Source organism: Microbacterium sp. PRC9 (assembly GCF_031844125.1).
GTDB lineage: Bacteria > Actinomycetota > Actinomycetes > Actinomycetales > Microbacteriaceae > Microbacterium.
In genome coordinates this window covers 1-26,203 of sequence record NZ_JAUZUR010000009.1, presented here as the reverse complement: position 1 = coordinate 26,203, position 26,203 = coordinate 1, and the positions used below count along the sequence as shown (strand labels likewise).

Annotated in this window: 23 protein-coding genes; 17 read left to right on the top strand and 6 right to left on the bottom strand. The window is 71.3% G+C overall.

Going from position 1 to position 26,203, the window contains the following annotated elements:
• Window positions 1–8 precede the first annotated feature (8 nt).
• Together Q9R33_RS18315 and Q9R33_RS18310 are read left to right on the top strand one after the other, a co-directional pair.
• Entirely contained in the window at window positions 9–740 is a 732-nt protein-coding gene (locus Q9R33_RS18315; protein ID WP_311294644.1) for an SDR family oxidoreductase, read from the top strand.
• Between the two features lie 114 nt (window positions 741–854).
• Window positions 855–1,925 carry a low specificity L-threonine aldolase gene (locus Q9R33_RS18310; RefSeq protein WP_311294643.1) on the top strand — a complete coding sequence of 357 codons (1,071 nt, stop codon included), beginning with the start codon at window positions 855–857 and terminating at the stop codon, window positions 1,923–1,925.
• Between the two features lie 280 nt (window positions 1,926–2,205).
• On the opposite strand, the gene Q9R33_RS18305 is transcribed toward Q9R33_RS18310, so the two are convergent.
• The 3 genes from Q9R33_RS18305 to Q9R33_RS18295 all read right to left on the bottom strand — a co-directional run bounded on the left by Q9R33_RS18305 (window position 2,206) and on the right by Q9R33_RS18295 (window position 6,568).
• Window positions 2,206–3,789 (bottom strand): hypothetical protein, encoded by a 1,584-nt coding sequence (locus Q9R33_RS18305; protein WP_311294642.1) that lies wholly within the window; start codon window positions 3,787–3,789, stop codon window positions 2,206–2,208.
• A 215-nt stretch (window positions 3,790–4,004) separates the two neighbouring features.
• On the bottom strand, window positions 4,005–5,918 hold the full coding sequence (locus tag Q9R33_RS18300) for a M3 family metallopeptidase (RefSeq protein ID WP_311294641.1): 1,914 nt from the start codon (window positions 5,916–5,918) through the stop codon (window positions 4,005–4,007).
• A gap of 62 nt (window positions 5,919–5,980) precedes the next feature.
• Entirely contained in the window at window positions 5,981–6,568 is a 588-nt protein-coding gene (locus tag Q9R33_RS18295; protein ID WP_056372309.1) for an NUDIX hydrolase family protein, read from the bottom strand.
• Window positions 6,569–6,659: 91 nt separating this feature from the next.
• On the opposite strand from Q9R33_RS18295, the gene Q9R33_RS18290 reads away from it, so the two are divergent.
• The 4 genes from Q9R33_RS18290 to Q9R33_RS18275 all read left to right on the top strand — a co-directional run bounded on the left by Q9R33_RS18290 (window position 6,660) and on the right by Q9R33_RS18275 (window position 9,873).
• Complete coding sequence (locus Q9R33_RS18290; RefSeq protein ID WP_056372307.1) at window positions 6,660–7,331, top strand: alpha/beta hydrolase; 672 nt, start codon at window positions 6,660–6,662, stop codon at window positions 7,329–7,331.
• A 264-nt stretch (window positions 7,332–7,595) separates the two neighbouring features.
• A complete protein-coding gene (locus Q9R33_RS18285; protein ID WP_311294640.1) occupies window positions 7,596–9,350 on the top strand; it encodes an ATP-binding cassette domain-containing protein in 1,755 nt (584 codons plus the stop codon).
• Between the two features lie 118 nt (window positions 9,351–9,468).
• On the top strand, window positions 9,469–9,651 hold the full coding sequence (locus Q9R33_RS18280) for a PspC domain-containing protein (protein ID WP_311294639.1): 183 nt from the start codon (window positions 9,469–9,471) through the stop codon (window positions 9,649–9,651).
• 39 nt (window positions 9,652–9,690) lie between these two features.
• Entirely contained in the window at window positions 9,691–9,873 is a 183-nt protein-coding gene (locus Q9R33_RS18275; RefSeq protein ID WP_056372302.1) for a PspC domain-containing protein, read from the top strand.
• Window positions 9,874–9,882: 9 nt separating this feature from the next.
• Here Q9R33_RS18275 and Q9R33_RS18270 read toward each other — a convergent pair whose 3' ends face one another.
• A complete protein-coding gene (locus Q9R33_RS18270) occupies window positions 9,883–10,347 on the bottom strand; it encodes a hypothetical protein (protein WP_311294638.1) in 465 nt (154 codons plus the stop codon).
• Window positions 10,348–10,458: 111 nt separating this feature from the next.
• On the opposite strand from Q9R33_RS18270, the gene Q9R33_RS18265 reads away from it, so the two are divergent.
• The 9 genes from Q9R33_RS18265 to Q9R33_RS18225 all read left to right on the top strand — a co-directional run bounded on the left by Q9R33_RS18265 (window position 10,459) and on the right by Q9R33_RS18225 (window position 23,286).
• The gene (locus tag Q9R33_RS18265; RefSeq protein WP_311294637.1) at window positions 10,459–15,369 is read left to right on the top strand and encodes a DEAD/DEAH box helicase; all 4,911 of its coding nucleotides are present in this window, start codon (window positions 10,459–10,461) and stop codon (window positions 15,367–15,369) included.
• Window positions 15,362–16,150 carry a DNA-formamidopyrimidine glycosylase family protein gene (locus Q9R33_RS18260; protein WP_310250145.1) on the top strand — a complete coding sequence of 263 codons (789 nt, stop codon included), beginning with the start codon at window positions 15,362–15,364 and terminating at the stop codon, window positions 16,148–16,150. Before Q9R33_RS18265 ends, Q9R33_RS18260 begins: the two co-directional genes overlap by 8 nt.
• 308 nt (window positions 16,151–16,458) lie before the next feature.
• Window positions 16,459–17,664: an ABC transporter ATP-binding protein gene (locus Q9R33_RS18255; RefSeq protein ID WP_311294677.1), complete on the top strand. Its 1,206-nt coding sequence runs from the start codon at window positions 16,459–16,461 to the stop codon at window positions 17,662–17,664.
• 110 nt (window positions 17,665–17,774) lie between these two features.
• A complete protein-coding gene (locus Q9R33_RS18250; RefSeq protein ID WP_056372289.1) occupies window positions 17,775–18,959 on the top strand; it encodes a spermidine/putrescine ABC transporter substrate-binding protein in 1,185 nt (394 codons plus the stop codon).
• Window positions 18,952–19,902 carry an ABC transporter permease gene (locus tag Q9R33_RS18245; RefSeq protein WP_311294635.1) on the top strand — a complete coding sequence of 317 codons (951 nt, stop codon included), beginning with the start codon at window positions 18,952–18,954 and terminating at the stop codon, window positions 19,900–19,902. Before Q9R33_RS18250 ends, Q9R33_RS18245 begins: the two co-directional genes overlap by 8 nt.
• Window positions 19,899–20,819, top strand: a complete 921-nt coding sequence (locus Q9R33_RS18240; protein ID WP_311294634.1) for an ABC transporter permease — start codon at window positions 19,899–19,901, stop codon at window positions 20,817–20,819. Before Q9R33_RS18245 ends, Q9R33_RS18240 begins: the two co-directional genes overlap by 4 nt.
• Window positions 20,820–20,847: 28 nt before the next feature.
• Window positions 20,848–21,405 carry a cysteine hydrolase family protein gene (locus Q9R33_RS18235; RefSeq protein ID WP_056372284.1) on the top strand — a complete coding sequence of 186 codons (558 nt, stop codon included), beginning with the start codon at window positions 20,848–20,850 and terminating at the stop codon, window positions 21,403–21,405.
• A gap of 112 nt (window positions 21,406–21,517) precedes the next feature.
• A complete protein-coding gene (locus Q9R33_RS18230; RefSeq protein WP_056372282.1) occupies window positions 21,518–22,948 on the top strand; it encodes an FAD-binding oxidoreductase in 1,431 nt (476 codons plus the stop codon).
• Complete coding sequence (locus Q9R33_RS18225; RefSeq protein WP_310250156.1) at window positions 22,945–23,286, top strand: cupin domain-containing protein; 342 nt, start codon at window positions 22,945–22,947, stop codon at window positions 23,284–23,286. The genes Q9R33_RS18230 and Q9R33_RS18225 overlap by 4 nt, the downstream gene beginning before the upstream one ends.
• An 8-nt stretch (window positions 23,287–23,294) precedes the next feature.
• On the opposite strand, the gene Q9R33_RS18220 is transcribed toward Q9R33_RS18225, so the two are convergent.
• Complete coding sequence (locus Q9R33_RS18220) at window positions 23,295–23,645, bottom strand: DUF2695 domain-containing protein (protein WP_311294633.1); 351 nt, start codon at window positions 23,643–23,645, stop codon at window positions 23,295–23,297.
• Window positions 23,646–23,712: 67 nt separating this feature from the next.
• On the opposite strand from Q9R33_RS18220, the gene Q9R33_RS18215 reads away from it, so the two are divergent.
• Together Q9R33_RS18215 and Q9R33_RS18210 are read left to right on the top strand one after the other, a co-directional pair.
• Window positions 23,713–23,937: a FitA-like ribbon-helix-helix domain-containing protein gene (locus Q9R33_RS18215; RefSeq protein WP_045301358.1), complete on the top strand. Its 225-nt coding sequence runs from the start codon at window positions 23,713–23,715 to the stop codon at window positions 23,935–23,937.
• The gene (locus Q9R33_RS18210; protein ID WP_056372279.1) at window positions 23,934–24,347 is read left to right on the top strand and encodes a type II toxin-antitoxin system VapC family toxin; all 414 of its coding nucleotides are present in this window, start codon (window positions 23,934–23,936) and stop codon (window positions 24,345–24,347) included. The genes Q9R33_RS18215 and Q9R33_RS18210 overlap by 4 nt, the downstream gene beginning before the upstream one ends.
• Window positions 24,348–24,352: 5 nt before the next feature.
• On the opposite strand, the gene Q9R33_RS18205 is transcribed toward Q9R33_RS18210, so the two are convergent.
• Complete coding sequence (locus Q9R33_RS18205; RefSeq protein WP_056372405.1) at window positions 24,353–25,936, bottom strand: PucR family transcriptional regulator; 1,584 nt, start codon at window positions 25,934–25,936, stop codon at window positions 24,353–24,355.
• Between the last annotated feature and the right edge of the window lie 267 nt (window positions 25,937–26,203).

The following is a 26,203-nucleotide window of genomic DNA, read 5'->3' as shown; positions in this document are numbered from 1 at the left end:
GGGGGAGCATGAGCGTCTCAGGCAGGCTCGTGATCATCGCCGGCGCGACCAGCGCGTCGGGGCGCGCGGCCGCGCGCGTGCTCCGCGACGCGGGTGCGCGCGTGGTCGCCGTCGGGCGCGACGCCGGCCGGCTGCGCGATCTCCTCGATTCGCTCGAGACGGTCCCCACGTCTTCTCGGCGCGGGGCTCCCGCTTCACCCCTCGCCGCCACGGCCGGAAGCGTCCGCACCGACGTCTGCGACCTGGGCGACGAGACCGCGGTCGCTGCGCTCGCAGAGCGCATCCACGCGACGGACGGACTCGTCGACGGCGTGCTGCACCTCGTCGGAGGCTGGCGCGGCGGAGGCGGGCTCGCGGGCCAGACCGACGCCGACTTCCGCTTCCTGGAGGGCTCCCTCACGGCGCTGCGCCACGTCAGCCGGGCCTTCGACGGCGATTTGCGCGCCTCCGGGGCCGGTCGCCTCGCGGTGGTGTCGTCCACGGCGGTGGCGCGTCCGCTCGCCGGCGGCGCGAACTACGCCGCGGTGAAGGCCGCGACCGAGGCGTGGGCGCGCGCGGTCGCGCAGGGCTTCGCGAAAGACGCCCGGGATGCCGGCAGGCCGGTGGCCGCGGCATCCGTCATCTTCCGTGTGAAGAGCCTCGACGGACTCGAAGAGGCGCTCGCGCACCGGTTCGCCGACCTCTGGCTCGCCGATGCCGCCGACATCAACGACACCATCATCGACCTCGGCGGTGCATGACTCAGGCAATTCGCGGTCGCACAGCGACCTCGGCGCCGGAATCCCGAGGGCGGCACCCGGTTGACGCCTCCCGCAGCCTGAGTCATGCGCCGCCGCGAACTAGATTGGACACCCGTGACCACGATCCACGACCCGAACCTGCGCGGCTTCGCCAGCGACAACTACTCCGGCATCCACCCCGAGGTGCTCGCGGCGATCGCCGCTGCCAACGACGGCCACCAGGTCGCGTATGGCGACGACGTCTACACCGAGCGTCTGCAGCAGGTGATGGCCCGCCACTTCGGCGAGGGCGTCGAGGCGTACCCGGTGTTCAACGGCACCGGTGCGAACGTCGTCGGGCTGCAGTCGATGCTCCCCCGCTGGGGCGCGGTGGTCACGGCCGGGACGGCGCACATCAACGTCGACGAGGGCGGCGCCCCCGAGCGCGTGGCCGGCATCAAGCTCCTGACGGTGCCGACCGACGACGGCAAGCTCACCCCCGAGCTCATCGACAGGGAGGCGTGGGGCTGGGGCGACGAGCACCGTGCGCAGCCGCTGGTGGTGTCGATCACGCAGTCGACCGAGCTCGGCACGCTGTACACGGTCGACGAGATCACCGCGATCGCGGACCACGCGCACGGCCTCGGCATGCACGTGCACATGGACGGCTCGCGCATCTCCAACGCCGCGGCATCCCTCGACGTGCCGTTCCGCGCGTTCACGCGCGACGCGGGCGTCGACGTGCTGAGCTTCGGCGGCACCAAGAACGGCGCGATGCTCGGCGAGGCCGTGGTCGTGCTCAACCCGTCGGCGTCGGAAGGGCTCAAGTTCCTCCGCAAGCTCGACATGCAGCTCGCGTCGAAGATGCGCTTCGTGTCGGCGCAGCTGCTCGCCCTCCTCGAGGGCGACCTGTGGCACCGCAACGCCTCGCACTCCAACGCCATGGCGCAGCGCCTGCGCGCCGGTATCGAGGCGGGGATCGCCGACGGCTCGATCTCGGGCATCGAGTTCACGCAGCCGACGCAGGCGAACGGCGTCTTCGCGACCCTGCCCGAGGGTGTGGCGGAGCGCCTGCGCGCCCACTTCCGCTTCTACGACTGGGATGCCGCGAAGAACGAGGTGCGCTGGATGTGCAGCTTCGACACCTCCGAGAACGACATCGACGCCTTCCTCGCGGCGATCGCCCGCGAGACCTCGGCCGCCTGACTCCGCGCGCCGACGCCGCTCAACAGGTCAACCGGGCTTCTGCAGGAGCATGCGCCGTAGGGCGCTCCTGCAGAAGCGCGGTTGACCTGTTGAAGCCGTGGGACGGATGCCGCACACCCGGGCATCCTCGGTCGCCTCAGCGAGCGAGGAACGCGGTCGAGCGAGCTTGCGCGTCGAGACGCAGAGACGAAACGCCTCGAACCCGGCGCAAGCCGCGGGTTCGAGGCGTTTCGACTTCGCGCGCCAGAGCGCGCTTCGCTCAACGAGCGGGGAGAAGGGGTCAGCCTTCGTGCTGCTCGCGGCCGTGCTCGTCCTCGGCCTGCGCGTCCTCAGACTGCCCGCCGGCCTCGCCGGCCTGGGTCTCGCCGGCCTCGGCTTCGACGTCCACAGCAGCGGCAGCATCCGTGTCCTCCGTCTGGATGTCGTCGCTCGCGGCAGCGTCTTCGGCCGACGTGAGGGGGGTCTCGGGGCGGATGAGCTCCTTGACCTCGGCCATGAAGCTCATGAGCTGGTGCTGCTGCCAGCGCAGCTGACGCGTGCGGTCCTCGGCGTCGCGGAGCACGGACTGCGAGTGGGTCGTCACGAGGTCGATGATGCGCTCGGCCTTCACGTGGGCGCGGTCGAGGTGCTCGCGCGCGCGCAGCTGCGCGTCGGCCTCGATCTGCTGCGACTGGGCCCGCATGAGGCGCTCGAAGTCCTCGGCCTTCACCGACACGCGCTGGGCGTGCTCGAGCGATGCGGTGACCTGCTCGTTGGCGTCCTGCGTGATGCGCTCGGCGTGGGCGACCGCCTGGTTGTGCAGCACGAGGAACTCCTGGTGCGCGTCGTCCTGGCGGCGGGTGAGGGATGCCTCGAACTCGAGGGCGCGCAGACGCAGCTCGCGCACCGTCTCCTCGGCCTCCGCGCGGTCGCGGGCGGTCTCGCGCGCCACGGTCGAGCGCAGCACGGCCGCGCCCTTCTCGGCCTCGGAGCGGATCGCGGCGGCCTCGCGCTCGGCCTGCGACACCTTCTCGGCCGCGTGCGCGGCTTCGCGCTCGAGGCGCGCCTCGTGCGCAGTGAGCTCGGTGTCGACCTTCAGCCGGATCTGCTGCGCGTCGTGCTGGGCCTGCGAGACGATGCCGTCGGCCTCGGCCTGCGCGGATGCGCGGCGGTTCGCGATCTCTTCGCGCGCGGCCTCGAGCAGGCGGTCGCCCTGGATCGTGGCGTTGCGGATGAGCAGGCTCGCCTGGTCCTCGGCGACGCGCAGCACCTCTTCGAACTGCTGACGGTTGGGCGACTCCGTGGTCGCGCCGACGAGCTCGTCGCTCAGGGTCTGCACGCGCTGCTCGGCGTCGGCGATCTTCGCGTTCGCGAGTTCGAGCTCGCCTCGCAGCCGCTGGACCGCGTCGCCCTCTTCCTCGCGGGCGGCCGATGCCTCGGCCGCGACGCGCTCGAGGTCGGCCTGGCGCGTCTGCTCGGCTTCGGCGAGCGCGGCTTCGAGGCGCTCGACCTCTTCCTGCCGAGCGACGAGGGTGGCGTCGATCTCAGCCTGACGTTCGGCGATCGCGGCATCGATCTCGGCCTGGCGGCGCTCGTTCGCCGCCTGGAGCTCGGCCTCGAGCCGCTCGGCCTTGGCGCGGCTCTGCGCTACGGCGGCACCGGCGCGGCGCTGGTGCTGCTTGAGCTGCGCGACCTCGTCGCTGGCGGCGCGCATGCGCGCGTCGAGCCCGGCGATGGCGGCGTCGACCTCTTCCTTGTCGTAGCCGCGGAAGGTCGTCGTGAAGCCCGATCCGAACGCGGTGGTCGCCGTGTCGCCGATCAGGTTGTCGAACGGGGTCGGGTCGTCCTGACCCGTGTTTGCGGCACTCTGGGCGTGGTCGGACATCGGTATCTCCGCTTTCTGTGGCGAGGGTGGTGCAGCTTCGGCGAGTGCTCGCGGCGGAGGCGTGCGGTACCGGGCTCGACGCGCCGGCGAACGGATCGCCGCGCGAGCGGGCAGCGGTGGCCGCACCGTCCTCGACGACACCGGGGGGTGTGTCGCGGGTGACTGCGCTTCGGGGGTAGGTGAACCCTACAACGCCGCGCTGTGCGCGAGAAACGTCACTCGCCGGCGAGCCACTCCCGGTACGCGTCGAACGACGACGGGCGCCCCAGGAACGCTTCGACGAGGTCTCGCGCGTCCCGCGATCCGCCCCGTTCCAGCACCCCCGTGCGGTAGCGACGTGCGGCTTCCGGGTCCATCAGTCCCGCGCCGAAGCCGCTCAGCAGGTCGCGCGCGATCACCAGGCTCCACTGGTACGTGTAGTAGCAGGCGCCGTACCCCGTGAGGTGCCCGAAGCCGGCGTACGAATGGAGTCCGCTCAGCGGCTGGACGGGACTGGATGCCGCGTACAGCCGCTCCGTCTCGGCCTGCAGGTCGGCGGGCCGGTCGACGTGCAGGTGGTACGACACATTGGCGTGCCCCAGCTGGCGGCGCACCTCGAGCGCGCGGCCGAAGGCGTCGGCGGTGCGCATGCGCTCGACGAGATCGGCCGGGATCGGCTCGCCGTCGGCGTTCGCGCTGAACGAGGCCAGGACCTCGGCGTCCCACGCCCACTCCTCGAGGAGCTGGCTCGGTGCCTCGACGAAGTCCCACTCGGTCGCGACACCGCTGAAGCGGGCGAAGCGCTGCCGGCCGCCCAGGATGTCGTGCACGAGATGCCCGAACTCGTGGAAGAACGTCACGACCTCGTCGTGCTCGAGCAGTCCGCGTGAGAAGTTGCACAGCAGCGCCGCCTCCGCAAGCACGCGTCCGGAGACGCCCGGCGCGAGCGGGAAGCACGCGGCATGGCTGAACTTGCCCTCGCGCGGGTGCAGGTCGAGGTGGATGCGCCCGAGGCGATCGGCGCCCCGCATCACATCGAACGACTGCACGTCGCTGTGCCACGCCGGCACATCCACGGGCACGTACTCGACATCGAGCAGGCGTCCGGTGACGTCGAGCACACCCGCGACGACGCGCTCGAACGGGAAGTACGACCGCACGAGCTGTGCGTCGACGTCGTACTGCTCGCGCTTGATCGCCCCGAGCAGGTACCAGAAGTCGGCGATCGACACGACGTCGGCAGCGGGGATGTCGCGACGCAGGCGTTCGAGCAGGATCGGGTACTCGGCATCCGTCGCCGCCCGTGATGCGTCGTCGAGCCGCGAGAGGAATGCCGGGATCTCGGCCCCGGACCCGATCATGCGGGTCTCGGTCTCGTAGTCGGCCCAGTCCGGGTAGCCGAGGAGGCGGGCGCGCTCGGCGCGCACGTCGAGCAGCTCGGCGAGGATCGCGTCGTTCTCGGGCCACGCCAGGTCGTTGTAGGCGCTCACCAGCGCGACGCGGGTCGCACCGTCGTGCGCGTAGTCGCGGACCGGCATGAGGTCGGGGTAGTCGGTCGACAGCGTCACGCGTCCCTGCGCGTCGGCGGGGTGGGCGTCGATGAAGTCCTGCGGCATTCCCGCGAGGCCCTCGGCCGGGACGGTGATCTCGCGGCGGCCGTCGCGGATGTTGCGCGAGAACGCCAGCGACAGCTCGGTGTCGCGGTCGGCCAGCTGCCGGGCACGCTCGCGGTCGGCTTCGTCCAGTTCGACGCCACCGCGGCGGAAGTCGCGCAGCAGGTGCGTGAGCAGGCGCGCCTGGTCTTCGTCGAGACCGTCGGTCGAGGCATCCGCGAACGAGTTCCACAGATCGCGGTTCAGAAGGCGCCCCGCCGACAGCGACTCGACCGCCTGCACCTGCGACTCCGCGGTCTCGCGCACCTCGGCGTCGGGGTGCGCCTCGCTCACGACGTAGGCCTCGCTGAGCGCCTCGGCGAGGGCGATGTCGGCGTCGTTCCAGAGCTCGAGGCGTGCCGCGGTCGTCAGCTCCGCGTCGGAGGTCAGGCGTGCGTCGATCTCATGCACGCGGGCGATGCGCTCGGCAGGACGCTCGGTCGCGAAGGCCGCCCAGCCGGCGGCGTCGGACGGGAAGGGCAGGGGTGCGAGAGTCACCCTGTGAGCCTATGCGCGGGCGGCGACACCGCGCGAGGGCGGGATCCGGGCGGGCGCGAGGGTCAGCGCAGCGCGCCCACGCTCGCGAGCGCCATGCGCACGAGGGTGCCGCGTCCGCCCTCCATCTCGGCGGAGAGGGCATCGGATGCCGCCTCCTCCGGTGTCAGCCAGGTCACCTCGAGCGCGTCCTGACGCGGCTCGCACGTGCCGGTGACGGGGACGACGAACGCGAGCGACACCGCGTGCTGCCGGTCGTCGTGGTAGGCGCTGACGCCCGGGAGCGGGAAGTACTCGGCGACGGTGAAGGGCGTCGGCTGCGGCGGCAGCATCGGGAAGGCCATCGGTCCGAGGTCGTTCTCGAGGTGCCGGAACAGCGCGTCGCGGACGGTCTCGCCGTAGCGCACGCGACCCGACACGATGGTGCGCGAGATCTCCCCGATGGGGGTCGCCCGCAGCAGGATGCCGACTTGTGTGACCTGCCCCATGCCGTCGGTGCGCACCGGAACGCCCTCGACGTAGAGCATGGGCAGCCGTCGACGAGCCTCTTCGAGCTCGATGTCGCTCAGCCACGCGGGGTTCGAGACATTGCCGGCCGGCGGGCCGAACGGCTCGTCGCCCGCAGGTTCGGGGTCGGGAGTGCGCACGGACATGCCTCTTGTATACCCCGCGCGACCCACCCGCGACGAGGACCGCACCCGTTCGGGCCTCGGCCGTGTCGGCGCCGCATGTCAGGATGAGGGCATGCCGGAAGCGCTCGTCCTCGACGCCGACGCCGTGCTGTGGTCGACCGAGCGGTCGGCCCTCGCAGGACGCCACCTCCTCCTGCTCCTGCACGGCTACGGTGCCGACGAGCACGACCTCTATCCCCTGCGCGGCTACCTTCCCGACGCCTTCGTGGTCGCGAGCCTCGCTGCCCCCCTGGTTCCGCCGTGGCCGGCGCCCGGTCGCTCCTGGTACCCGATCGACGGCCTCGACGGCCGCGATCCCTCGCACGTCACGCGCGCGGCAGAGGCCGTCATCGCCTGGGTCGATGCGCACGCGGCGGGCGCAGCATCCGTCGGCCTTCTCGGTTTCTCGCAAGGCGGCGCGGTGTCGCTGCAGGCGATGCGTCTCGACCCTCAGCGGTTCGCGTTCGCCGTGAACCTGTCGGGCTACGTGACTCCCGGCGAGCTGGCGAAGGATGCCGAGCTCGCCGAGCGGAAGCCCCCGGTGTTCTGGGGCCGGGGCACCAACGACGACGTCATCCCCGGTTTTCTCGTCGAGCACACCACGCAGTGGCTGCCCGAACGCGTCGACCTGAGCGGCCGCGTGTACCCGGGCCTCACGCACAGCGTCTCCGAGCAGGAGCTCGACGACGTGCGCATCTTCCTCGACAAGCAGCTCGAGGAGCTCACGACAACCCCAGGTGGTTGAGCGAGCCTGCGAGCCGAAGCCCTGGCCCTGTCCAGGGATGTCGGCTATGGTGACTGACGGCCTTGTCCCCTCCGTGAGGAACTCCCTTGAAGCTGATCGACGCGACCGCGCTGTAATCGCGCTGCTCCGTCGACTCTCGACGCGCCAGCGCTTGAACCACTTCGCGCTGCCGTCGATCCGCCGCTTCCTCATCCCGCTCCGGCATGCCCGGACGCCGGTCCTGCGGCCCCTCGGTGTCAGCGCACGTCTGACACAGGAGGCCTCATGCCCGCTCACACCCTGACCCCTGCCATCGTCCTCGACCGGGTCTCGTTCGCCTGGCCCGACGGCTCCGCCGCGCTCTCAGATGTCTCCGGATCGTTCGGCACCGGCCGCACCGGTCTGGTCGGCCGGAACGGCTCCGGCAAGTCCACGCTCATGCGACTCATCGCCGGCGAGCTCACGCCCTCGGGCGGTCACATCGCTGGGGCGACGGATGCCGCGTACCTTCCGCAGCGCCTGACGCTCGACGTCGACCGGCCCGTCGCCGACCTGCTCGGCGTGGGCGAGACGCTCCGGGCGCTGCGCGCCATCGAGTCCGGCGACGCCGACCCGCGTCACTTCGACGCGGTCGGCTCCGACTGGGACATCGAGGCGCGCGCACACGCGGCCCTCGCCGAAGCTGGTCTCGTCCCCGACATGCTCGACCGCAGCGTCGGGCAGTTGTCGGGCGGCGAGGCGGTGCTCACCGCGATCGCCGGCATCCGCCTGCTGGGCGGAGCTGGGCCCACGCGCCCGGAGGCTCCGCGCGGCGCGCCAGCGCCGCGTGGAGGGGGCGTGGGGACCATCGCGCTGCTCGACGAGCCCACCAACAACCTCGACCGCGAGGCGCGGGCACGCCTGCACGACATGGTGCGCTCGTGGCGCGGTGCCCTCGTCGTGGTGAGCCACGACACGGCCCTGCTCGACCTGATGGACGACACCGCCGAGCTGTACGCGAACGAGCTGTCGACCTTCGGCGGGCCTTACTCCGAGTGGCGCGCGTGGCTGGATGCCGAGCAGGGCGCCGCGCGCGACGCCGAGCGTGCCGCCCGCCAGGCGTTGAAGCGCGAGAAGCGCCAGCGCATCGAGGCCGAGACCACCATCTCGCGCCGAGCCGCGATGGGACAGAAGGCGCAGCTCGAGAAGCGGGTGCCGCCGATCGTCGCGGGCAACCTCAAGCGGGCGGCTCAGGTCTCGGCGGGCAAGCTGCGCGGCGAGAAGGCCGACCGCGAGGCATCCGCTCGGGAAGCCCTCGATACCGCGGAGCGCCGCGTGCGCGACGACGACATCGTGAAGATCGACCTGCCCGACCCGGGTGTTCCGGCCGGGCGCCGCATCGCCACCCTCGGCGACGGCGAGCGCTCGTGGATCATCCAGGGACCCGAGCGGGTCGCGCTGATCGGCCCGAACGGCGCCGGCAAGACGACTCTGCTCGAGAAGCTGGTCGGCTCCGACACCGACACCGACCCCGAACCGTTCGCAGGACCACCCACGGACGACGAAGGACAGGGGCCCGAGGATCCGGGCTCGACCGCCGGCCGGTCCCCGACGGTCCTGCAAACGGCGCGCGCCGAGCTGCACACCGACCGTGTCGGGTACCTGCCGCAGCGTGTGGACGGGCTCGACGATGCGGCATCCGTGCTCGACAACGTCGCCCCGTCCGCGCCGAGCGTCACGATCGTGGAGCTGCGCAACCGGCTCGCGCGGTTCCTCATCCGAGGGGCTGCGGTGGAACGCCCGGTGGGCACGCTGTCGGGCGGCGAGCGGTTCCGGGTCGCGCTCGCGCGGCTCATGCTCGCCGACCCGCCGCCGCAGCTGCTGGTGTTCGACGAGCCGACGAACAACCTCGACCTCGACACGGTCGACCAGCTCGTCGACGCGATCGCGGCCTACCGCGGCGCGGTGCTCATCGTGAGCCACGACGACGCGTTCCTCGAACGCCTCGGCGTGAGCCTCGTCCTCGAGCTGGACCGCGACGGCACGCTGACCGAGCGCTGACGCCGGGTCGCGGCATCCCTCTCTCCGGAAGGGGAGACGGATGCCGCGGCCCGGCCCCCGCGCGAAGCCGGGGGCTCGCACCCGTGCGGGCACTCACCGACGCGAGCAGGATGGAGCCATGAACGCACTCGTCAGACCTCAGCAGGGCCGATGGATCGCCGGCGTCTGCGCCGCCATCGCAAACCGCTTCGGGTGGAACGTCACCCTCGTGCGCATCCTCACCCTGATCGCGGTCGTCTTCTTCGGCCTGTCGCTGTGGATCTACATCCTGCTGTGGATCGTGGTCCCCTCCGAACGCTGACCCCTGGTGCGGTCGGGCGCGTGAGGCCATGATGAACGCATGCATCGCCTGGTCCGCCCGCTGAAAGGGCGCATGATCGCGGGAGTCTGCCAGGGCATCGCCGACCGCTTCGGCTGCAGCGTGGTGCCGGTGCGTGTGCTCTGGATCGGCTCGACCGTGTTCTTCGGCGTCTCGATCCTGATGTACCTGCTGTTCTGGATCCTCATGCCCGACGAGCGCTGACGCAGACGCTCAGGGCTTCTTCTTGAGCTGACCCGGCGCATTCGCGCTGTTGCCGGGGCTGTCCGTGGACTCGTCGGCCGGAGGCTGGGTCTGGGTGGGCTCGGGCGCCGGCGCAGGGACCGCGACCACCGGCTGCTCGGCGGGTGCTTCCGGCTCGGTGGCGGCATCCGTCTCCTCCGCCGGCCCGGTCGTCGGCGTGGAGGACGGCGACGGCGTGGCGGGGATGGATGCCGAGGGCCGCGGCTCCGAGACGGGCGCCGGGTCGGCGGGCACCAGCGGCGCCTGGTTCTGCGATGCTCCGAGGATCGTGGTGACGACCACCAGCAGCGAGAGCCCCAGCGCACCGCAGAGCGCGCCGAGCCCGAACGTCTGCACGCGCCGTGAGCGCATCCACGACCGGTCGGCGAGTGCCGGGTCGGTGCGGCGGGTGAGCGGAGCCGGGGCCGTGGGCTCGCTCGAGGGCATCGGTTCCATCACGGTCCTCGGCGGTGAGCGCGTGCCGGGGGTGCACGCACGGAGGGAGCCTACGCGACGGTCCTGGACGGAACCTGGCCCGATGTCGGCGATCACGACGAAGATGGAGTGATGGGCGACGTCCTCGAGCGGTTCGGTCCTGCCACGCAGGACTGGTTCCGCGGCGCCTTCCATGCTCCGACCGACGCCCAGAAGGGCGCGTGGGAGGCGATCTCCGCCGGCAAGCATGCGCTCGTCGTCGCGCCGACCGGTTCGGGCAAGACGCTGTCGGCCTTCCTGTGGGCGATCGACCGCGTCTTCCACGACAAGGCCCCGGCGTCGCCGGCACCCGAGGGCAAGAAGAAGCGACGGGATGCCACGGCCCCCGCCACCCGGATCCTCTACATCTCCCCTCTCAAGGCGCTCGGCGTCGACGTCGAGCGCAACCTCCGCTCGCCGCTCGTCGGGATCGGGCAATCGGCACGGCGCCTCGGCCTCAGCGTCCCCGAGGTCACCGTCGGCGTGCGGTCGGGCGACACCCCCGCGGGCGACCGGCGCAAGCTCGTGCAGGCGCCGCCCGACATCCTCATCACGACCCCCGAGTCGCTGTACCTCATGCTCACGAGCCGCGCGGGCGAGACGCTGCGCGACGTCCACACCGTGATCGTCGACGAGGTGCACGCCGTCGCTGCCACCAAGCGCGGAGCGCACCTGGCGGTGAGCATGGAGCGTCTCGATGCGCTGCGGCGCTCATTCGCGCCCGATGCTCCGTCCGCGCAGCGCATCGGCTTGTCGGCGACCGTGCGTCCGATCGACGAGGTGGCGCGGTTCCTCGGCGGTGCGGAGCCCGTCGAGATCGTGGCGCCGCGCGCGAGCAAGGCCTTCGACATGAAGGTCGTCGTGCCCATCGGCGACATGCTGAACCCGCCTCCGCCGCCGAGCCCGTTCACCTCCGACGAGCCTGACCCCCGGTCGTCGAGCGAGCGAGGAACGAGCGAGTCGAAACGCCCCGGACCGACGGACGACCTCGATGACGAGCCGATCGACGAGGACTGGTTCGCCGACGGACAGTCCTCGAGCGCGCCACCGCGGGCCTCCGGAGCCGGCGAGACGGAGATGACGGGGTCGGTCTGGCCGCACGTCGAGGAGGCGATCGTCGATCGCATCCTGCTGCACCGCTCGACCATCGTGTTCTGCAACTCCCGTCGCCTCGCCGAACGGCTGACCGGCCGGCTGAACGAGATCTACTCCGAACGCCTCGGACTCGACCTGCCGGATCCGGCGGTGCCCGCCGCGATGATGGCGCAGGCCGGTGCGACGGCAGGGGCAGATCCCATCCTCGCGAAGGCGCACCATGGATCGGTCTCGAAGGAGCAGCGGGCGCAGGTCGAGGAAGAGCTGAAGTCCGGCATCCTGCGCTGCGTGGTCGCGACCTCGAGTCTCGAGCTCGGCATCGACATGGGGGCGGTCGACCTCGTGATCCAGGTCGAGGCACCGCCGAGTGCGGCTTCGGGGCTCCAGCGCATCGGCCGCGCCGGTCACCAGGTCGGCGAGGTGAGCCGCGCCGCCCTGTTCCCGAAGCACCGCGGCGACGTGCTGCACACCGCGATCGTCACCGAGCGCATGCTCGCGGGTCAGATCGAGGCGATCGCGATCCCCCAGAACCCGCTCGACATCCTCGCCCAGCAGACGGTGGCCGCCGCCGCGATCGGTCCCGTCGACGTCGAGGGCTGGTACGAGACGCTCAAGCGCAGCGCGCCCTTCCGTTCCCTCCCGCGGTCTGCGTACGAGGCGACCCTCGACCTCATCGCCGGCAGGTTCCCCTCGGACGAGTTCGCCGAGCTGCGTCCCCGCGTCATCTGGGACCGCGACCTCGGCGTGCTGACCGGTCGCCCGGGGGCACAGCACATCGCCGTGACGAGTGGCGGCACGATCCCCGACCGGGGCCTCTTCGGCGTCTTCATCGCGGGCGAATCCCAGAACGCGCGGGTCGGCGAACTCGATGAGGAGATGGTCTACGAGTCGCGCGTCAACGACGTCTTCACCCTGGGCACCACGAGCTGGCGCATCGTCGAGATCACCCACGATCGCGTCAACGTGCTGCCCGCGTTCGGGCAGCCCGGCAAGGTGCCGTTCTGGCACGGCGACGGCATCGGCCGTCCGGCCGAGCTCGGCGAGGCGCTCGGCAGGTTCTCGCGCGAGGTGTCGGCGGCGGCGCCTGCCAAGGCCGAGTCGCGGCTGCGCGAGGCGGGCCTCGACGAGTTCGCGCAAGACAACCTGCTGGCGTACCTGGCCGAGCAGCGCGAGGCCACCGGCACGCTGCCGACCGACCGCCAGCTCACTGTCGAGCGCGGCAGGGACGAGGTCGGCGACTGGCGCGTGATCCTGCACTCGCCGTACGGCATGCAGGTGCACGCGCCGTGGGCCCTCGCGGTGAACGCCCGCATCCGTGAGCGACTCGGAGTCGACGGATCGGCGGTGGCGAGCGACGACGGGATCATCGCGCGGATTCCGGATGCTGCGGCCGAGCCGCCGGGCGCGGACCTCTTCGTCTTCGATCCCGACGAGCTCGACCAGATCGTCACCGAGGAGGTCGGCGGCTCAGCGCTGTTCGCCTCCCGGTTCCGCGAGTGCGCAGCGCGCGCGCTCCTGATGCCGCGCCGCAACCCCGGCAAGCGCACGCCGCTGTGGCAGCAGCGGCAGCGATCGGCGCAGCTCCTCGAGGTCGCGCGGCGCTATCCGACCTTCCCGATCATCCTCGAGACGCTCCGCGAGGTCCTGCAGGACGTCTACGACGTGCCGTCGCTGCTGCGTCTCATGCGCGGGATCGGCGAGCGGCGCATCCGGCTCATCGAGACCGAACCCGCGCAGCCCTCGCCGTTCGCGCGCGACCTCCTCTTCGGCTACGTCGGCGCGTTCATGTACGAGGGCGACTCGCCGCTCGCCGAGCGCCGCGCCGCGGCGCTCGCCGTCGACCCCGCTCTCCTCTCCGAGCTGCTCGGCAAGGTCGAGATGCGGGAGCTGCTCGACCCTGACGTGATCGCGCAGTTCGAGCGCGAGGCTCAGCGCCTCGACCCCGAGCGCCGCGCGCGGGGGCTCGAGGGCGTTGCCGATCTGCTCCGCCTCCTCGGCCCGCTCGACGCGTCGGAGGTGGCGGAGCGCCTCGACCCGGACACCGCCCCCCGCTCGTCGAGCGAGCGAGGAACGAGCGAGACGAAACGCCCCGAACCGATGGGTAACCTCGACCACGCGACCGAGGCCGAGGCATCCGCTCTCCTCGACGCCCTCGTCTCGGCGCGGCGCGCGATCCCGGTGACCATCGCCGGCATCACGCGTATCGCCGCGATCGAAGACGCGGGGCGACTGCGCGATGCCCTCGGCGCGGCGCTGCCTGTCGGCATCCCGACCGCGTTCCTCGAACCTGTGGCCGATCCCCTCGGCGACCTGGTGGCGCGGTACGCGCGCACCCACGGCCCCTTCCCGGCGGATGCCGCGGCCGACCGCCTCGGCATCGGCGTGGCCGTCGCCCGGCTGACGCTGCAACGCCTCGAGTCGCAGGGACGCGTCACCAGCGGCTTCTTCCTTCCCGCCCCTTCGACGGCCTCGGGAGCGTCGGGGGCGACGCGCGCGGATGAGACGGAGTGGTGCGACACCGAGGTGCTCCGCCGCCTCCGCATGCGCTCGCTCGCGGCGATCCGCGGCAGCGTCGAGCCGGTGCCGCAGCATGCGTACGCCCGGTTCCTCCCGGTGTGGCAGCACGTGACGCGGCCGCTCGAGGGGATCGACGGCGTCGCCGCGGTCGTCGAGCAACTCGCGGGCGTGCCGATCCCCGCGAGCGCGTGGGAGTCGCTGGTGCTCCCCGCCCGCGTCGCGGACTACACGTCCGGCATGCTCGACGAGCTCACGGCCACCGGCGAAGTGGTGTGGTCTGGCCACGGCAGTCTCCCCGGCCGCGACGGCTGGATCGCCCTGCACCCGGCTGACGCGGTGCCGCTCACGCTGGCACTCCCGGATGAGGCCGAAGAGGTCGCACCGGGCTCTCTCGACGCGCAGCTGCTCGCGGCGCTCGGCGGCGGCGGGGCGTACTTCGCCGCGCAGCTGCGGCAGACCACCGGCGCCGAGAACGAGCAGTCCGTCGTCGACGCGCTGTGGCGACTGACATGGGCGGGCCTCGTGACCAACGACACCTTCGCACCGGTCCGGGCGCTCGTGTCCGGCGGCTCGCAGGCCCATCGGGTGAGCCGCCGCACACCGCGGGCGCGGCTCTACCGGGGTGCGGCGGTGCGAGCGGTGGCAGCTTCCGTCCCCGCTCGTCCACCGGCGATCGGCGGCCGGTGGTCGCTGCTTCCGGCGGCCGAACCCGACGCCGCCTTGCGGGCGACCGCGACGGCGAGCCTGCTGCTCGACCGGTACGGCGTGGTGACGCGCGGCGCGGTGCAGTCGGAGGGCGTGCCCGGCGGGTTCGCCCAGACCTATCGCGTGCTCGCGGGCTTCGAGGAAGCGGGCCACTGCCGCCGCGGCTACGTGATCGAGAAGCTGGGCGCCGCGCAGTTCGCAGCCTCGGCCACCGTCGACCGGCTGCGCGAGTTCGCCGGACTCGCCGACCCGCCGCCGCTGCGGGCGGTCACGCTGGCGGCGACCGATCCCGCGAACCCCTACGGGGCCGCGCTCGCGTGGCCGGCCCTGGAGGGCGTCTCGCACCGCCCTGGTCGCAAGGCGGGCGCCCTGGTCGTACTGGTCGACGGCGCGCTCACGCTCTACCTCGAGCGGGGCGGCAAGTCGGCCCTCGCCTTCACGGACGACGAAGTGGCGCTGGCCGCCGCCACGCGCGACCTCGCGGCGACCGCTCGCGCACGGCGCCTCGACACCCTCACGATCGAGCAGGTGAACGGCGCGTTCGTCTACGGCACCTCTGTGGGCAGGACGCTTCGCGATGCCGGCTTCGTGGAGTCGCCGCGCGGTCTCACGCTGCGCCGCCTCACCGCGGGCGACGCCCTTCGACAGGCTCAGGGACCGGAGGACAGGGCAGGCGCACGTGCCTGAAGGCGACACCGTCTACCGCGCTGCTCGGCGGCTCGACGCAGCGCTCGCAGGGGCGACGGTGACGCGTTTCGAGCTGCGGGTCCCGCAGCTGGCCACCGCGGACCTGCGCGGCGAGGTGGTGCACGAGGTCGTCTCGCGCGGCAAGCACCTGCTCCACCGCATCGGGTCCTGGACGCTCCACACGCACCTCAAGATGGAGGGCGAATGGCATGTCTACCGGCGCGGCGAACGCTGGCACGCCCCGGCCTTCCGCGCGCGGGCGATCATCGGGGCGACGGCGCCCGACGGCGTCGAGTGGGAGACCGTCGGATTCGACCTCGCCGACATCAAGCTCGTCCCGACCAGCGACGAAGACGATCTCGTCGGCTATCTGGGTCCCGATCCGCTGTCCGACTCGTGGGATCACGAGGAGGCCGCCCGCCGCCTTGCCGCCGACACCCGCGCGGTGCATGTCGCCGTGCAGGACCAGCGCAACATCGCGGGCTTCGGCAACGAGTATGCGAACGAGATCCTGTTCGTGCGCGGCGTCCTGCCCACGACGCCCGCGAATGAGACGGATGCTGCGGCCATCGTGGACCTCGGAGCCCGCATGATCCGCGCGAACCGCAACCGTACGGGACGCACCTTCACGGGTGACGCGCGCGCCGGCCGATCGACGTGGGTGTATCGGCGAGAAGGGCGCCCGTGCCGCCGATGCGGCACCCTCATCCTGGGCGGCAGCCTCGGCGCGGATCCGACGCGCGAGCGCATCGTGTTCTGGTGCCCGACCTGCCAGCGCTGAGTCTCGGTGCCAACCCACCTGAACCCCGGTTCCCGCACGGTTTGATCACGATCCCCGGCGGACGAAGTGTCGCACGGGGGCGAGGCATCCGTTTCCCCCGCGTCGTGCCACCGCGGAAACGCCGCGGTTTCCTGACCGTCACACAAGCCCGGACGATCTGTCCCACTGGGCGGCGGCACCGGCCCGGATCGTCTGGTTCGGCCGCGGCTCCGTTGCGGGCGCCTACGTCGCCATATTGAATACCTCCACACCCGATAGGCCGTGCATCGTCGCGCGGCCCGCACCAGAAGGACCCTCACGAGGTGACGATGTCCACAGGCACGGCGACCGCAGCGCAGGCTTCGGCGGAGCAGGTTCCCCCCGACGGCGACGGCGCACGCGGGGCCGTCACCCTGTCGGGAATCACGAAGTACTACGGCGAGCAGCTCGCGGTCGACGACCTGTCACTCGAGATCCAGCCCGGCGAGTTCATCTCGCTGCTCGGGCCCTCGGGCTGCGGCAAGACCACCACACTGCGGATGATCGCGGGGTTCGAACACCCCGATGCCGGTGACATCCGCATCTCCGGCCGCTCGGTGCTCGCCGCGCCGCCGTACAGGCGCGACGTCAACACGGTCTTCCAGGCCTACGCACTCTTTCCGCACCTGTCGGTCGCGGAGAACGTCGCCTACGGGCTGCAGCAGCGGCGCACGCCGAAGGCGGAGGTGCGCGATCGCGTCACCCAGGCCCTCGACATGGTGCAGATGCGGCAGTACGGCGACCGCAAGCCGACGCAGCTGTCAGGCGGACAGCAGCAGCGCATCGCGCTGGCCCGCGCCCTGGTGAACCGGCCTGCGGTGCTCCTGCTCGACGAACCGCTCGGGGCGCTGGACCGCCAGCTGCGCGAGGAGATGCAGCTCGAGCTGAAGCTGCTGCAGTCCCGCCTGGGCATCACGTTCGTCTTCGTCACGCACGACCAGGGCGAAGCCTTGTCGATGAGCGATCGCATCGCGATCATGCGCGCCGGCCGCATCGAGCAGCTCGCCGACGCCGACACCGTCTACGCGCGACCGGCTTCGGCGTATGTCGCCGCATTCGTCGGGCAGCAGAACTTCTTCCGCGGACCGGCCGCGGAGGCCGGGGCGGCGATCACCTCTCCGCACGCGCTGGTGCGGGCCGCGTCACCCGTGCTCACGACCACGAACCTCGGCGAGGCCGCGGTGCGGCCCGAGTTCATCCGCATCGAGAAGGCGCCGTCGACGGACCCAGCGACCGCCGGCCAGAGCTACCCGGACGCGAACACGGCCCGCGGCGAGCTGATCGGGGTGTCGCACCTCGGCGACACGATGCAGTACCTGGTGCGGCTCGGCGCCGACCAGAGCCTCATCGTGCGGCGGCCCACGCCGGACGCCCCGCCCCTCGCGATCGGGGACCCGGTCCTCTGCACGTGGGCGGCGCATCACGTGCTGCTGTTCCCCGCCGCCGACGAAGACGCGGCGCAGCAGGGCGGCTACGTCGCACCGCCGACCGCCTGACCCGACGACTCGACCCGCACCCGACGCTCCTCCGCACGACCTGCACGCCCGCCGCACGCCCGCAGCCGCAGCATCCGTCTCGGCTCCCGACCCGACTCCAGGAGTACCCGATGACCCAGCCTCGTACGCCGCTTCGCATCCTCGCCCCCGAGGGTGCGGCGCCTCTGATCGCCCGCGAGCTGTCCCGCCGGCGCTTCCTGAGTCTCGCCGCGCTCGCCGGCGGCGCCACGGTGCTGGCGGCCTGCACCCCCGGCGGCGGCGGAGCGCCCGCCCCTCAGGCGACCGGCGGGGCCCTCGAGGACAGCCTGTCGGTGTACACGTGGGCGGAGTACGACGCACCCGAGGTCGTCGAGGCGTTCACCGCCGATCTCGGACCGAAGGTCACGCTCGACTCGTATGGATCCAACGAGGAACTCATCGCCAAGCTCGTCGCGGCGAAGGGCACGTCGGGCTACGACATCGTCGTGCCCACGGGCGTCTTCATCCCGCAGATGATCGAGCAGGGGCTGCTGCAGAAGCTCAACAAGGACCTGCTGCCGAACCTGTCCAACATGGACCCGGCCTTCCTCGGGCGCGCGTGGGATCCGAACAACGATTACTCGATCTGCAAGGCGTGGGGGACGACGGGCTACGTCTACGACAAGACCGTGATCACCCGCGAGCTGACGACGTGGGCCGACTACTTCGATGCCGCGCAGAACGAGGCGAGCGGGAAGACCGCCATGTCCGACGATCCCGCCGGCGTCGTCGGATCGTACTTCTGGGCCAACGACCTGGACTGGAACACCGACGACCCCGACGAGCTCGAGGCGGCACGCGCCTTCCTCGTCGAGAAGATCGCCCCCCACGTCGCGGCGTTCGACTCCGCCGCCGGCGCCAACACGATTCCGCAGGGCACACACGCCCTGCTCATGGCCTGGAACGGCGACGCGCGGCTCGGCATCCAGGAGTCGTCCGACCCCGACCGCTGGCAGTGGGTGCTGCCCGGCCCGCAGACCGAGCTGTGGATGGACAACTGGGCGATCGCGACCGGGGCGGCCCACCCTGAGGCGGCCCACGCCTTCATCGACTTCGCGATGATCCCGGAGAACCAGCTGCTGAACCTCGAGTGGGTCGGCTACAACGTCGGCGGCAAGGACATGCAGGGCGCGGCCGAAGAGGCCGAAGTCGAGCGTCTCGACATGATCTTCTTCACGCCCGAGCAGCTCGAGAGCATGCACGAGCAGGTGCTCAACGACTCGCTGAGCACTCGTGTCGAGATCTACAACGAGGTGAAGGCTGCCGCCGGTGCGTAATCGCGCCACCGGTGCGGTGGGGCCCGCGCTCGCGGTCCCCGCCTGGGCGTGGCTGCTCCTCTTCTTCGTCGCGCCGGTCGCCATGGTCGTGTGGTTCAGCTTCGGCTACAAGCCCGGTGTGTTCGGCACCCACGCCAACGACGTCCTGTCGTTCGACCGGTACGTCGAGGCCATCTCGCCGACCTTCTTGGCGACGTTCCAGAACACCCTGTGGGTGGGGATCATCGGCACGGTGCTCTGTTTCGCGATCGGGGCGCCGGTCGCGTACTGGATGGCCTTCAAGGTCAAACCTCAGCGCCGCGGCATCCTGATCGCGCTCGTCCTCGTGCCGTTCTGGACCAACTTCCTCGTCCGGACGATCGGCTGGCAGGTGATCCTCGCTCCCGAGGGGTGGCTGTCGACCGTGCTTCAGGGCATCGGCGTGCTCGACGGCCCGCTCGAGCTGCTCTACACGCGTGCGGCCGTGATCATCGGCGTGGTCTACAACTACCTGCCGCTGATGGTCCTTCCGCTGTTCGTCGCATTCGACCGCGTCGGGCCGGCGCTGCGCGAGGCATCGAAGGACCTCGGCGCCGGCAAGCTCGTGACCTTCTTCCGCGTCACGCTGCCGCTGTCGCAGCCGGGCATCATCGCGGGCGTGCTGCTGGTCTTCATCCCGCTGATGGGCGACTACATCACCGCCACGGTGCTGGGCGGCGCCAAGGGCAACATGGTGGGTCAGCTCGTCGCCGGACAGTTCCAGACCGCGCAGAACTGGGCGCTGGGATCGGCGATGGCGGTGCTCCTCATGCTCTTGATCATGGTGGCGATCGGGGTGTGCGCCGTGATCATCTGGCTCGTCGCGCTGCCGTTCCGCTCTCGCAACCGGCTGGTTCTCGGGCCGGTTCCCGAGAACGCGAAGACGGATGCTGCCCCCGCCGCGATCCTGGAGGCCACGACGTGACCACGCAGACCGAGACCGAGACGATCCTCCAGGCAGAGACGCGGGCGGCGCGCCCGGGCGCCGCGCCGCGCCGGCGCCCCCGCAGGTCGTGGTCGGACGTCGCCTTCGGCGTCTGGGGCCTGATCGTCATGCTGTTCCTGTTCCTGCCGATCATCGTGATCGTCGTGCACTCGTTCAACACCGGCCGCCTGCTGGCGGTGTGGGACGGGTTCGGCGTCGACGCCTTCACCTCCATCCTGGTCAAGCCGGCGATTCAGAACGCCGTGCGGGTATCGCTCATCACGGCGCTGATCGCGGCGATCATCGCGACGGTCCTCGGCACCCTGGCCGGGATCGCGATGGCGCGGCACCCCGGCAAGTGGGTGTGGTGGTTCCTGGGGCTCCTTCTGCTGGTGTCGGTCACGCCCGAGATCGTCGACGCTGTGGCGCTCCTCCCCTTCATGGTCTTCCTCGGTCAGGACCTCGGCCTGTCGATGTTCAACGACGGCATCGTGCGCCTGTCGGTCGGCTCGTCGCTGTTCGCGACCGCGGTCGTGTCGTACATCGTGCGTGCGCGGCTGGTGGGTCAGGACGCGCAGCTGGAGGAGGCATCCGCCGATCTCTACGCCACGCCCCTCACGACGTTCCGCCGGATCACCCTCGCGCTCGCGATGCCCGCGGTGCTCGCCGGCTTCCTGCTGGCGTTCACGCTGAGTCTTGACAACACGATCGTGGCGGCCTTCGTGCAGGTGTCGGGCACGACGCCGTGGCCCGTGTACGTGCTCAGCGCACTGCGGACCGGGCTGCGTCCCGAGATCGCGGCCGTGTCGACGATCATGCTGCTGCTGACCCTCGTCGCGCTGGCCCTCGTCGCGCTCGTGCTCAAGCGCGCGGGCGACTCCGCGACGCAGATCGCGCGGACGATGACGGGCGGCTGATGCGTTTGTGCGACCCTATGCTGTTGCGGTGACCCGACTCCTGCTCCTCATCGACATCCAGCGCGACTACTTCCCCGGCGGGCGGCACCCGCTCGTCGACCCGGACTCCGCCGCCGATGCCGCCGCGCGACTGCTCGCCGGTTTCCGCACGTCGGGCGAGCGGGTCGTGCACGTCCAGCACGTGTGGGACGCACCGGATGCCGCGTTCTTCGCCCCCGCAACCCCCGGGGTGGAGTTCGATCCGCGGGTCGCACCCGACGGCGAGGAGCACGTCATCGTCAAGCACGAGCCGAACGCGTTCCTCGGCACGGGGCTCGAGTCGCTGCTGCGCGCAGCAGACGCCGACGAGATCGTCGTCGCGGGCATGATGTCGAGCATGTGCGTGGACGCCACCGTGCGGGCGGCGTCCGACCTCGGCTTCACCATCGCCGTCGCGCAGGACGCGTGCGCCGCTCCCGACCTCGCCTACGACGGCCGCACGGTGCCGGGCGCCCAGGTGCACCTCGCCTTCATGGCGGCGCTCGACGGCACGTATGCCCGCGTCGCCGACGTCGATGCGCTCGTGGGGGAGCTCGTCTCCGGCTGAGGCCGCGACAACCTGTCCGACCCGCCGGACAACTTCCGACACGCAAGCCCCGCGTCGACCCGGCAGACGCGTGAGGATGGGAGCACCACACACCGCATCGGAGTTGATAACCGTGGGCACGACCGTCTTCGAACGACAGCGGCCGGCAGCATCCGTCGTCCGGCATTCCCTCGCCGACACGAAGCACTCGGTGTTCTGGCGCGACGACCTTCCCGACAGCCTCCTTCCCGACAGGCCCGCGCTCGTCGGCACGCACCATGCCGACCTCGTCGTCGTGGGTGGCGGATACACGGGGCTGTGGACGGCGCTCCTCGCCACCGAGCGCGACCCCGACGCGAAGGTCGTGGTCGTCGAGGCGCAGCGCGTCGGCTGGGCGGCGTCGGGCCGCAACGGCGGCTTCTGCGAGGCCAGCCTCACCCACGGCGACGAGAACGGCATGGCCCGCTGGCCGAAGGAGATGACCACGCTCGACCGGCTCGGGCACGAGAATCTCGATGCGATCGAGGCCTCCGAGGCCCGCTTCGGCATGGACTTCCAGTTCGAGCGCACCGGGCAGCTCGCTCCCGCGATCGAGCCGCACCAGGTGGAGTGGCTGAAGGAGTGGGCGGCCGAGGGCGAAGAGGGCGTGGTCTATCTCGACCGGACCGAGGCCCAGGCATCCGTCCACTCCCCCACGTACCTCGCTGCGGTGTGGGAGAAGAACGCGTGCGGCATGGTCCATCCCGCGCGTATGGCCGCCGAGCTCGCCCGGGTCTGCGAGGAACGCGGCGTCGTGATCTTCGAGCGCTCCCACGTCACCGGCCTCGACACGAGCGGACCGGGCGTGGTCGTGACAACGCCCGAGGGCCGGGTGGAGGCCTCTCGGGCCGCGCTCGGCACCAACGTGTTCCCCTCGCTCATCAAGCGCAACCGGCTCATGACGGTTCCCGTGTACGACTACGTGCTCATGACGGAGCCGCTGAACGACATCCAGCTCACGTCGATCGGCTGGCAGGACCGCCAGGGCATCGGCGACATGGCGAACCAGTTCCACTACTACCGGATCACCAAAGACAACCGGATCCTGTTCGGCGGCTACGACGCGATCTACCGGTACGGACGCAAGGTGAATCCCGAGTACGAGAACAGGCCCGAGACGTGGGCCAAGCTCGCGAGCCATTTCTTCACCACCTTCCCGCAGCTCGAGGGGCTGCGCTTCACGCACCAGTGGGCCGGCGCGATCGACACCTCGACCCAGTTCACGGCGTTCTTCGGCACCGCCCGCGACCGCCGTGTCGCGTACGCCGCCGGTTTCACCGGGCTCGGCGTCGGATCGACCCGCTTCGCCGGCGAGGTCATGCTCGACCTGCTCGACGGTGTCGAGAACGAGCGCACTCAGCTCGAGATGGTGCGCAAGCGCCCGCTCCCGTTCCCTCCCGAGCCCGCGGCGTCCATGGGCATCAACGCCACCCGCTGGTCTCTGGACCGTGCCGACCACAACAAGGGCAAGCGCAACCTGCTGCTGAAGACGCTCGACGCGCTCGGTCTGGGGTTCGACTCGTGAACCCCGCGATCGTGACGGATGCGGCGTCCCTCGAGCTCGACCTCGAGCCGCTGCCCGCCGACCAGGTGGTGCAGGGCTCCCCTGCCACGGGGTTCGCCGAACTCGGCGGGTTCGGGGGGACCGAGCTCGGCGTGTGGGAGCACACGCCGGGCGCGTCGACCGACGTCGAGGCCGACGAGGTCTTCGTCGTGCTGTCCGGCTCGGCCACCGTGGCCTTCGACGACCCGACCCTCGAGCCGATCGAGCTCCGAGCGGGGTCGATCGCGCGCCTGACAGCAGGCATGCGCACGGTGTGGACGGTGCGCGAGACGCTCCGCAAGGTCTACATCGCGGGCTGACTCCGGGCTCACCACCGATCCCCGCGTCTGCGGCGCAGCCAGAGGTCGCACGGCTTCGTGGACCCGCGCCTCGCGCCGCGGCAGGGTCTCACCTCGTCGGTCTTCGACCAGTAGACGTTCATCAGCACCTCGCAGTCGCAGAAGCCGCCGCCGCTCTCGAGGCGCCCCTCGAGCGCGACGGCACGCGGCGCCAGTGCGTCGCGGTAGGTGCGCGCCAGGCGCAGCGAGCCGTCGCAGGGGGCGTCGCGCAGGACGCGGTCGAGATAGCACGCCAGGCATTCACCATCCCGCGCAGCGATGATCGCGGCGGCGAGCTCACGCACGAACGATTCGGCTTGGATGTCGATGGCTGTTTCCATGGCGAGAGCATGGCTGGGGCCTCCGACATCGAAGTGCTAGCATTGCCAGCAGTCGAAGGGAGCAGCCGTGGGTGCCATCACCGTCCGCAACCTCGATGACGAGGTTCAGCAGCGCCTGAAGGAGCGAGCCGCCGCGCACGGCCGGTCGATGGAGGCGGAAGCGCGAGCGATCCTGACGAGCGCGGTGTCGCCCAGCAGCATGATCGTCGATTGGATCGACGCGGCGAGCAGTCTCGCCATCGACCTCGAACCACCCGCGCGCAGCCTCCCCCGCGAGCTCGATCTGTCGTGATCATCCTCGACACGAATGTGCTGTCCGAACCGCTGCGCTCGACGCCTGACACCGCTGTCGTCGCCTGGATGAAGTCGCGGACCGATGCCGCGATCACCGCGGTCTCCGTCGCTGAGCTCCTTGTCGGAGCCAGGCGGCTTCCGGAGGGTGCGCGCCGCGAGCGACTGATCGCGGCCATCGACTCGATCCTCTCGGGGAGTCGCGTGCTGCCATTCGACGAGCGAGCCGCCCGGAGCTACGCACGCCTGCAGGAGGCGCGCCGGATCGCCGGACGCCCGTTGTCTGTGGAGGACGGGATGATCGCCGCGATTGCGGCCGCACACGGTGCGACGCTTGCGACGCGCAACCCGAAGGACTTCGAGGATCTCGGCATCGACCTCGTCGACCCCTGGGAGCCCGCGGACGCGTAGACGCGTCAGCGTCCGGCCGACCTCCGCACGAGCAGCGCCAGATGCAACGCGGTCTGGGTCTCGCCGTCGTCGAGATCGGTGCCCAGCAGCTCCTCGATGAGCGCGATGCGCTGATAGAACACCGAACGCGACAGATGGGATGCCGCAGCCGCCGCGGTGCGATTACCGGGGTGGGCGAGCATCGCCTCGAGGACGTCGAGCAGGTCACCCGACCGCGAGAGGTCGTAGGCGATGAGTGGGGCGAGCATCCGTTCGCCATGCTCGAGCACGCGATGGTCATCACGCAGGGCGGTGACCAACTGCACGAGCGGACGGTTCTCGGCGCGTCGCAGATGCGGGCCGCGCCCCGAGCGCCGCCTCCGGCCGCCCGCGAGATCGACCGCCTCGTGCACCGAGGCGAGCGCGGCATCGATGCCCTCGGCGCTGCGCCCGACCGAGACGGTGACGCGCTCGACGTCCGCGGCGTCGACGAGCGCGCGCACGAACGCGACCACGGCCGCATCGTCGAACACGGCGTCCGGCGGCAGCGACACCAGCATCGTGGTCGCCGGCGCCACGACGCCCGCCGGCGCCGAGCCCGCCAGCGCGCGCCCTCGCAGGGCGCGGGCGGCAGCATCCGCCCGCTCCACCGCGACCGGCGCGCCCGACACGACCAGCCCGTGGAGCTTGGCGCCCCGCAGCGGCAGGCCGGCCGCCTCGAGGCGCGCGGCGGCGCCGCCGACACCGGCGAAGCGTCCGGCGAGCAGCCCGTCGACCAGGCGCCGCCGGCCGATGCGCGCCCATTCGTCGGCGTCGCCGTCGGCGAGACGGCCGACCGCAAGGGCGATCGCGCCCTGCTCGAGCACGGCGGCCCGCCCGGCCGCGTGCTCGGGTCCGGGCAGCGCGATGAGATTCCCCCAGCGGATGCCTCGCGCCTCGACCGGGACGATCAGCCAGTCGTCCGCTCCGGCCGGGATGCCGCGCTCCCGGCGATGCTCGGAGCGCCGGTGCGCGGAGCGCGATCGCAGCTCCCACTCGGTGAAGAGCTCCTCCTCCATCGCGAGCGGCACCTCTGCCGCGACGACCTCGTAACCGAGGTTCTCGAGCACGATGGGCGCGCCGAGCGTCTGCGCGAGCTGGTGGACGATGAAGTCCGCAGGCGATCCGCGCAGCACCAGCGCCGTGAACCGCTCGCGCACCTCGTCGCGCGCGCGCAGCGCGTCGGTCTGTCCTGTGATGATGCGACTGTGGACGGCCTCGGTGACCGTGACGAACTTCAGCTCCCGGTGCAGCACGACCAAGGCGAGGCCTCGTTCGCGGGCCGCCTCGATGACCACGGCGGGGACGTACCGGTAGTGCGTGCCCAGCTCGAGCACGAGGCCGGAGAGCCCCGCGTCGGCGAGCTCGTCGATGAACCGGCGCAGATCTCCCGGCTCCACCGGCCACGACGAACCGGTCGACAGCAGCATCTCGCCGCCGTCCAGCAGGCGAGCGACGCCCGCACTGTCGGAGACGTGCAGCCAGCGCACGCGCGCATCGAGCGCGTCGTCGCCGACGAGCACTTCGGGAACCCCTTGCGCGACCGCTTCGAGCGCGATCACTTCGCGCACGGTCGGGAGGATCTCATCTGCGGATCGATCTACCGGACGATCCGTGTGGATCGTCCGATCTTCGCGACGGTCGGGCACCGTGGCCGCCTCTTCTTCTCTGACAGGCTGGGACCCGTCCAGCCTAGGGGATCACCACACGATCTGTCCGACACCGAGAAGGAGCCACCCATGAGCATTGCCGAGAGCGCCGTCGCGCCCGCGACCACGGACGCCGACGTCCGGGTGATTTCGCATTGGATCGATGGGGCGGAGCGTGCGTCGTCGTCC

What these genes read in the sequence shown, in the direction of transcription:
- Q9R33_RS18315 (WP_311294644.1), top strand. Translation starts at nt 9, where the DNA reads ATGAGCGTCTCAGGCAGGCTCGTGATCATCGCCGGCGCGACCAGCGCG.
- Q9R33_RS18305 (WP_311294642.1), bottom strand. Translation starts at nt 3,789, where the DNA reads ATGTCCGACCACGCCCAGAGTGCCGCAAACACGGGTCAGGACGACCCG.
- Q9R33_RS18295 (WP_056372309.1), bottom strand. Translation starts at nt 6,568, where the DNA reads ATGTCCGTGCGCACTCCCGACCCCGAACCTGCGGGCGACGAGCCGTTC.
- Q9R33_RS18290 (WP_056372307.1), top strand. Translation starts at nt 6,660, where the DNA reads ATGCCGGAAGCGCTCGTCCTCGACGCCGACGCCGTGCTGTGGTCGACC.
- Q9R33_RS18285 (WP_311294640.1), top strand. Translation starts at nt 7,596, where the DNA reads ATGCCCGCTCACACCCTGACCCCTGCCATCGTCCTCGACCGGGTCTCG.
- Q9R33_RS18280 (WP_311294639.1), top strand. Translation starts at nt 9,469, where the DNA reads ATGAACGCACTCGTCAGACCTCAGCAGGGCCGATGGATCGCCGGCGTC.
- Q9R33_RS18275 (WP_056372302.1), top strand. Translation starts at nt 9,691, where the DNA reads ATGCATCGCCTGGTCCGCCCGCTGAAAGGGCGCATGATCGCGGGAGTC.
- Q9R33_RS18270 (WP_311294638.1), bottom strand. Translation starts at nt 10,347, where the DNA reads ATGGAACCGATGCCCTCGAGCGAGCCCACGGCCCCGGCTCCGCTCACC.
- Q9R33_RS18265 (WP_311294637.1), top strand. Translation starts at nt 10,459, where the DNA reads ATGGGCGACGTCCTCGAGCGGTTCGGTCCTGCCACGCAGGACTGGTTC.
- Q9R33_RS18255 (WP_311294677.1), top strand. Translation starts at nt 16,459, where the DNA reads ATGTCCACAGGCACGGCGACCGCAGCGCAGGCTTCGGCGGAGCAGGTT.
- Q9R33_RS18250 (WP_056372289.1), top strand. Translation starts at nt 17,775, where the DNA reads ATGACCCAGCCTCGTACGCCGCTTCGCATCCTCGCCCCCGAGGGTGCG.
- Q9R33_RS18220 (WP_311294633.1), bottom strand. Translation starts at nt 23,645, where the DNA reads ATGGAAACAGCCATCGACATCCAAGCCGAATCGTTCGTGCGTGAGCTC.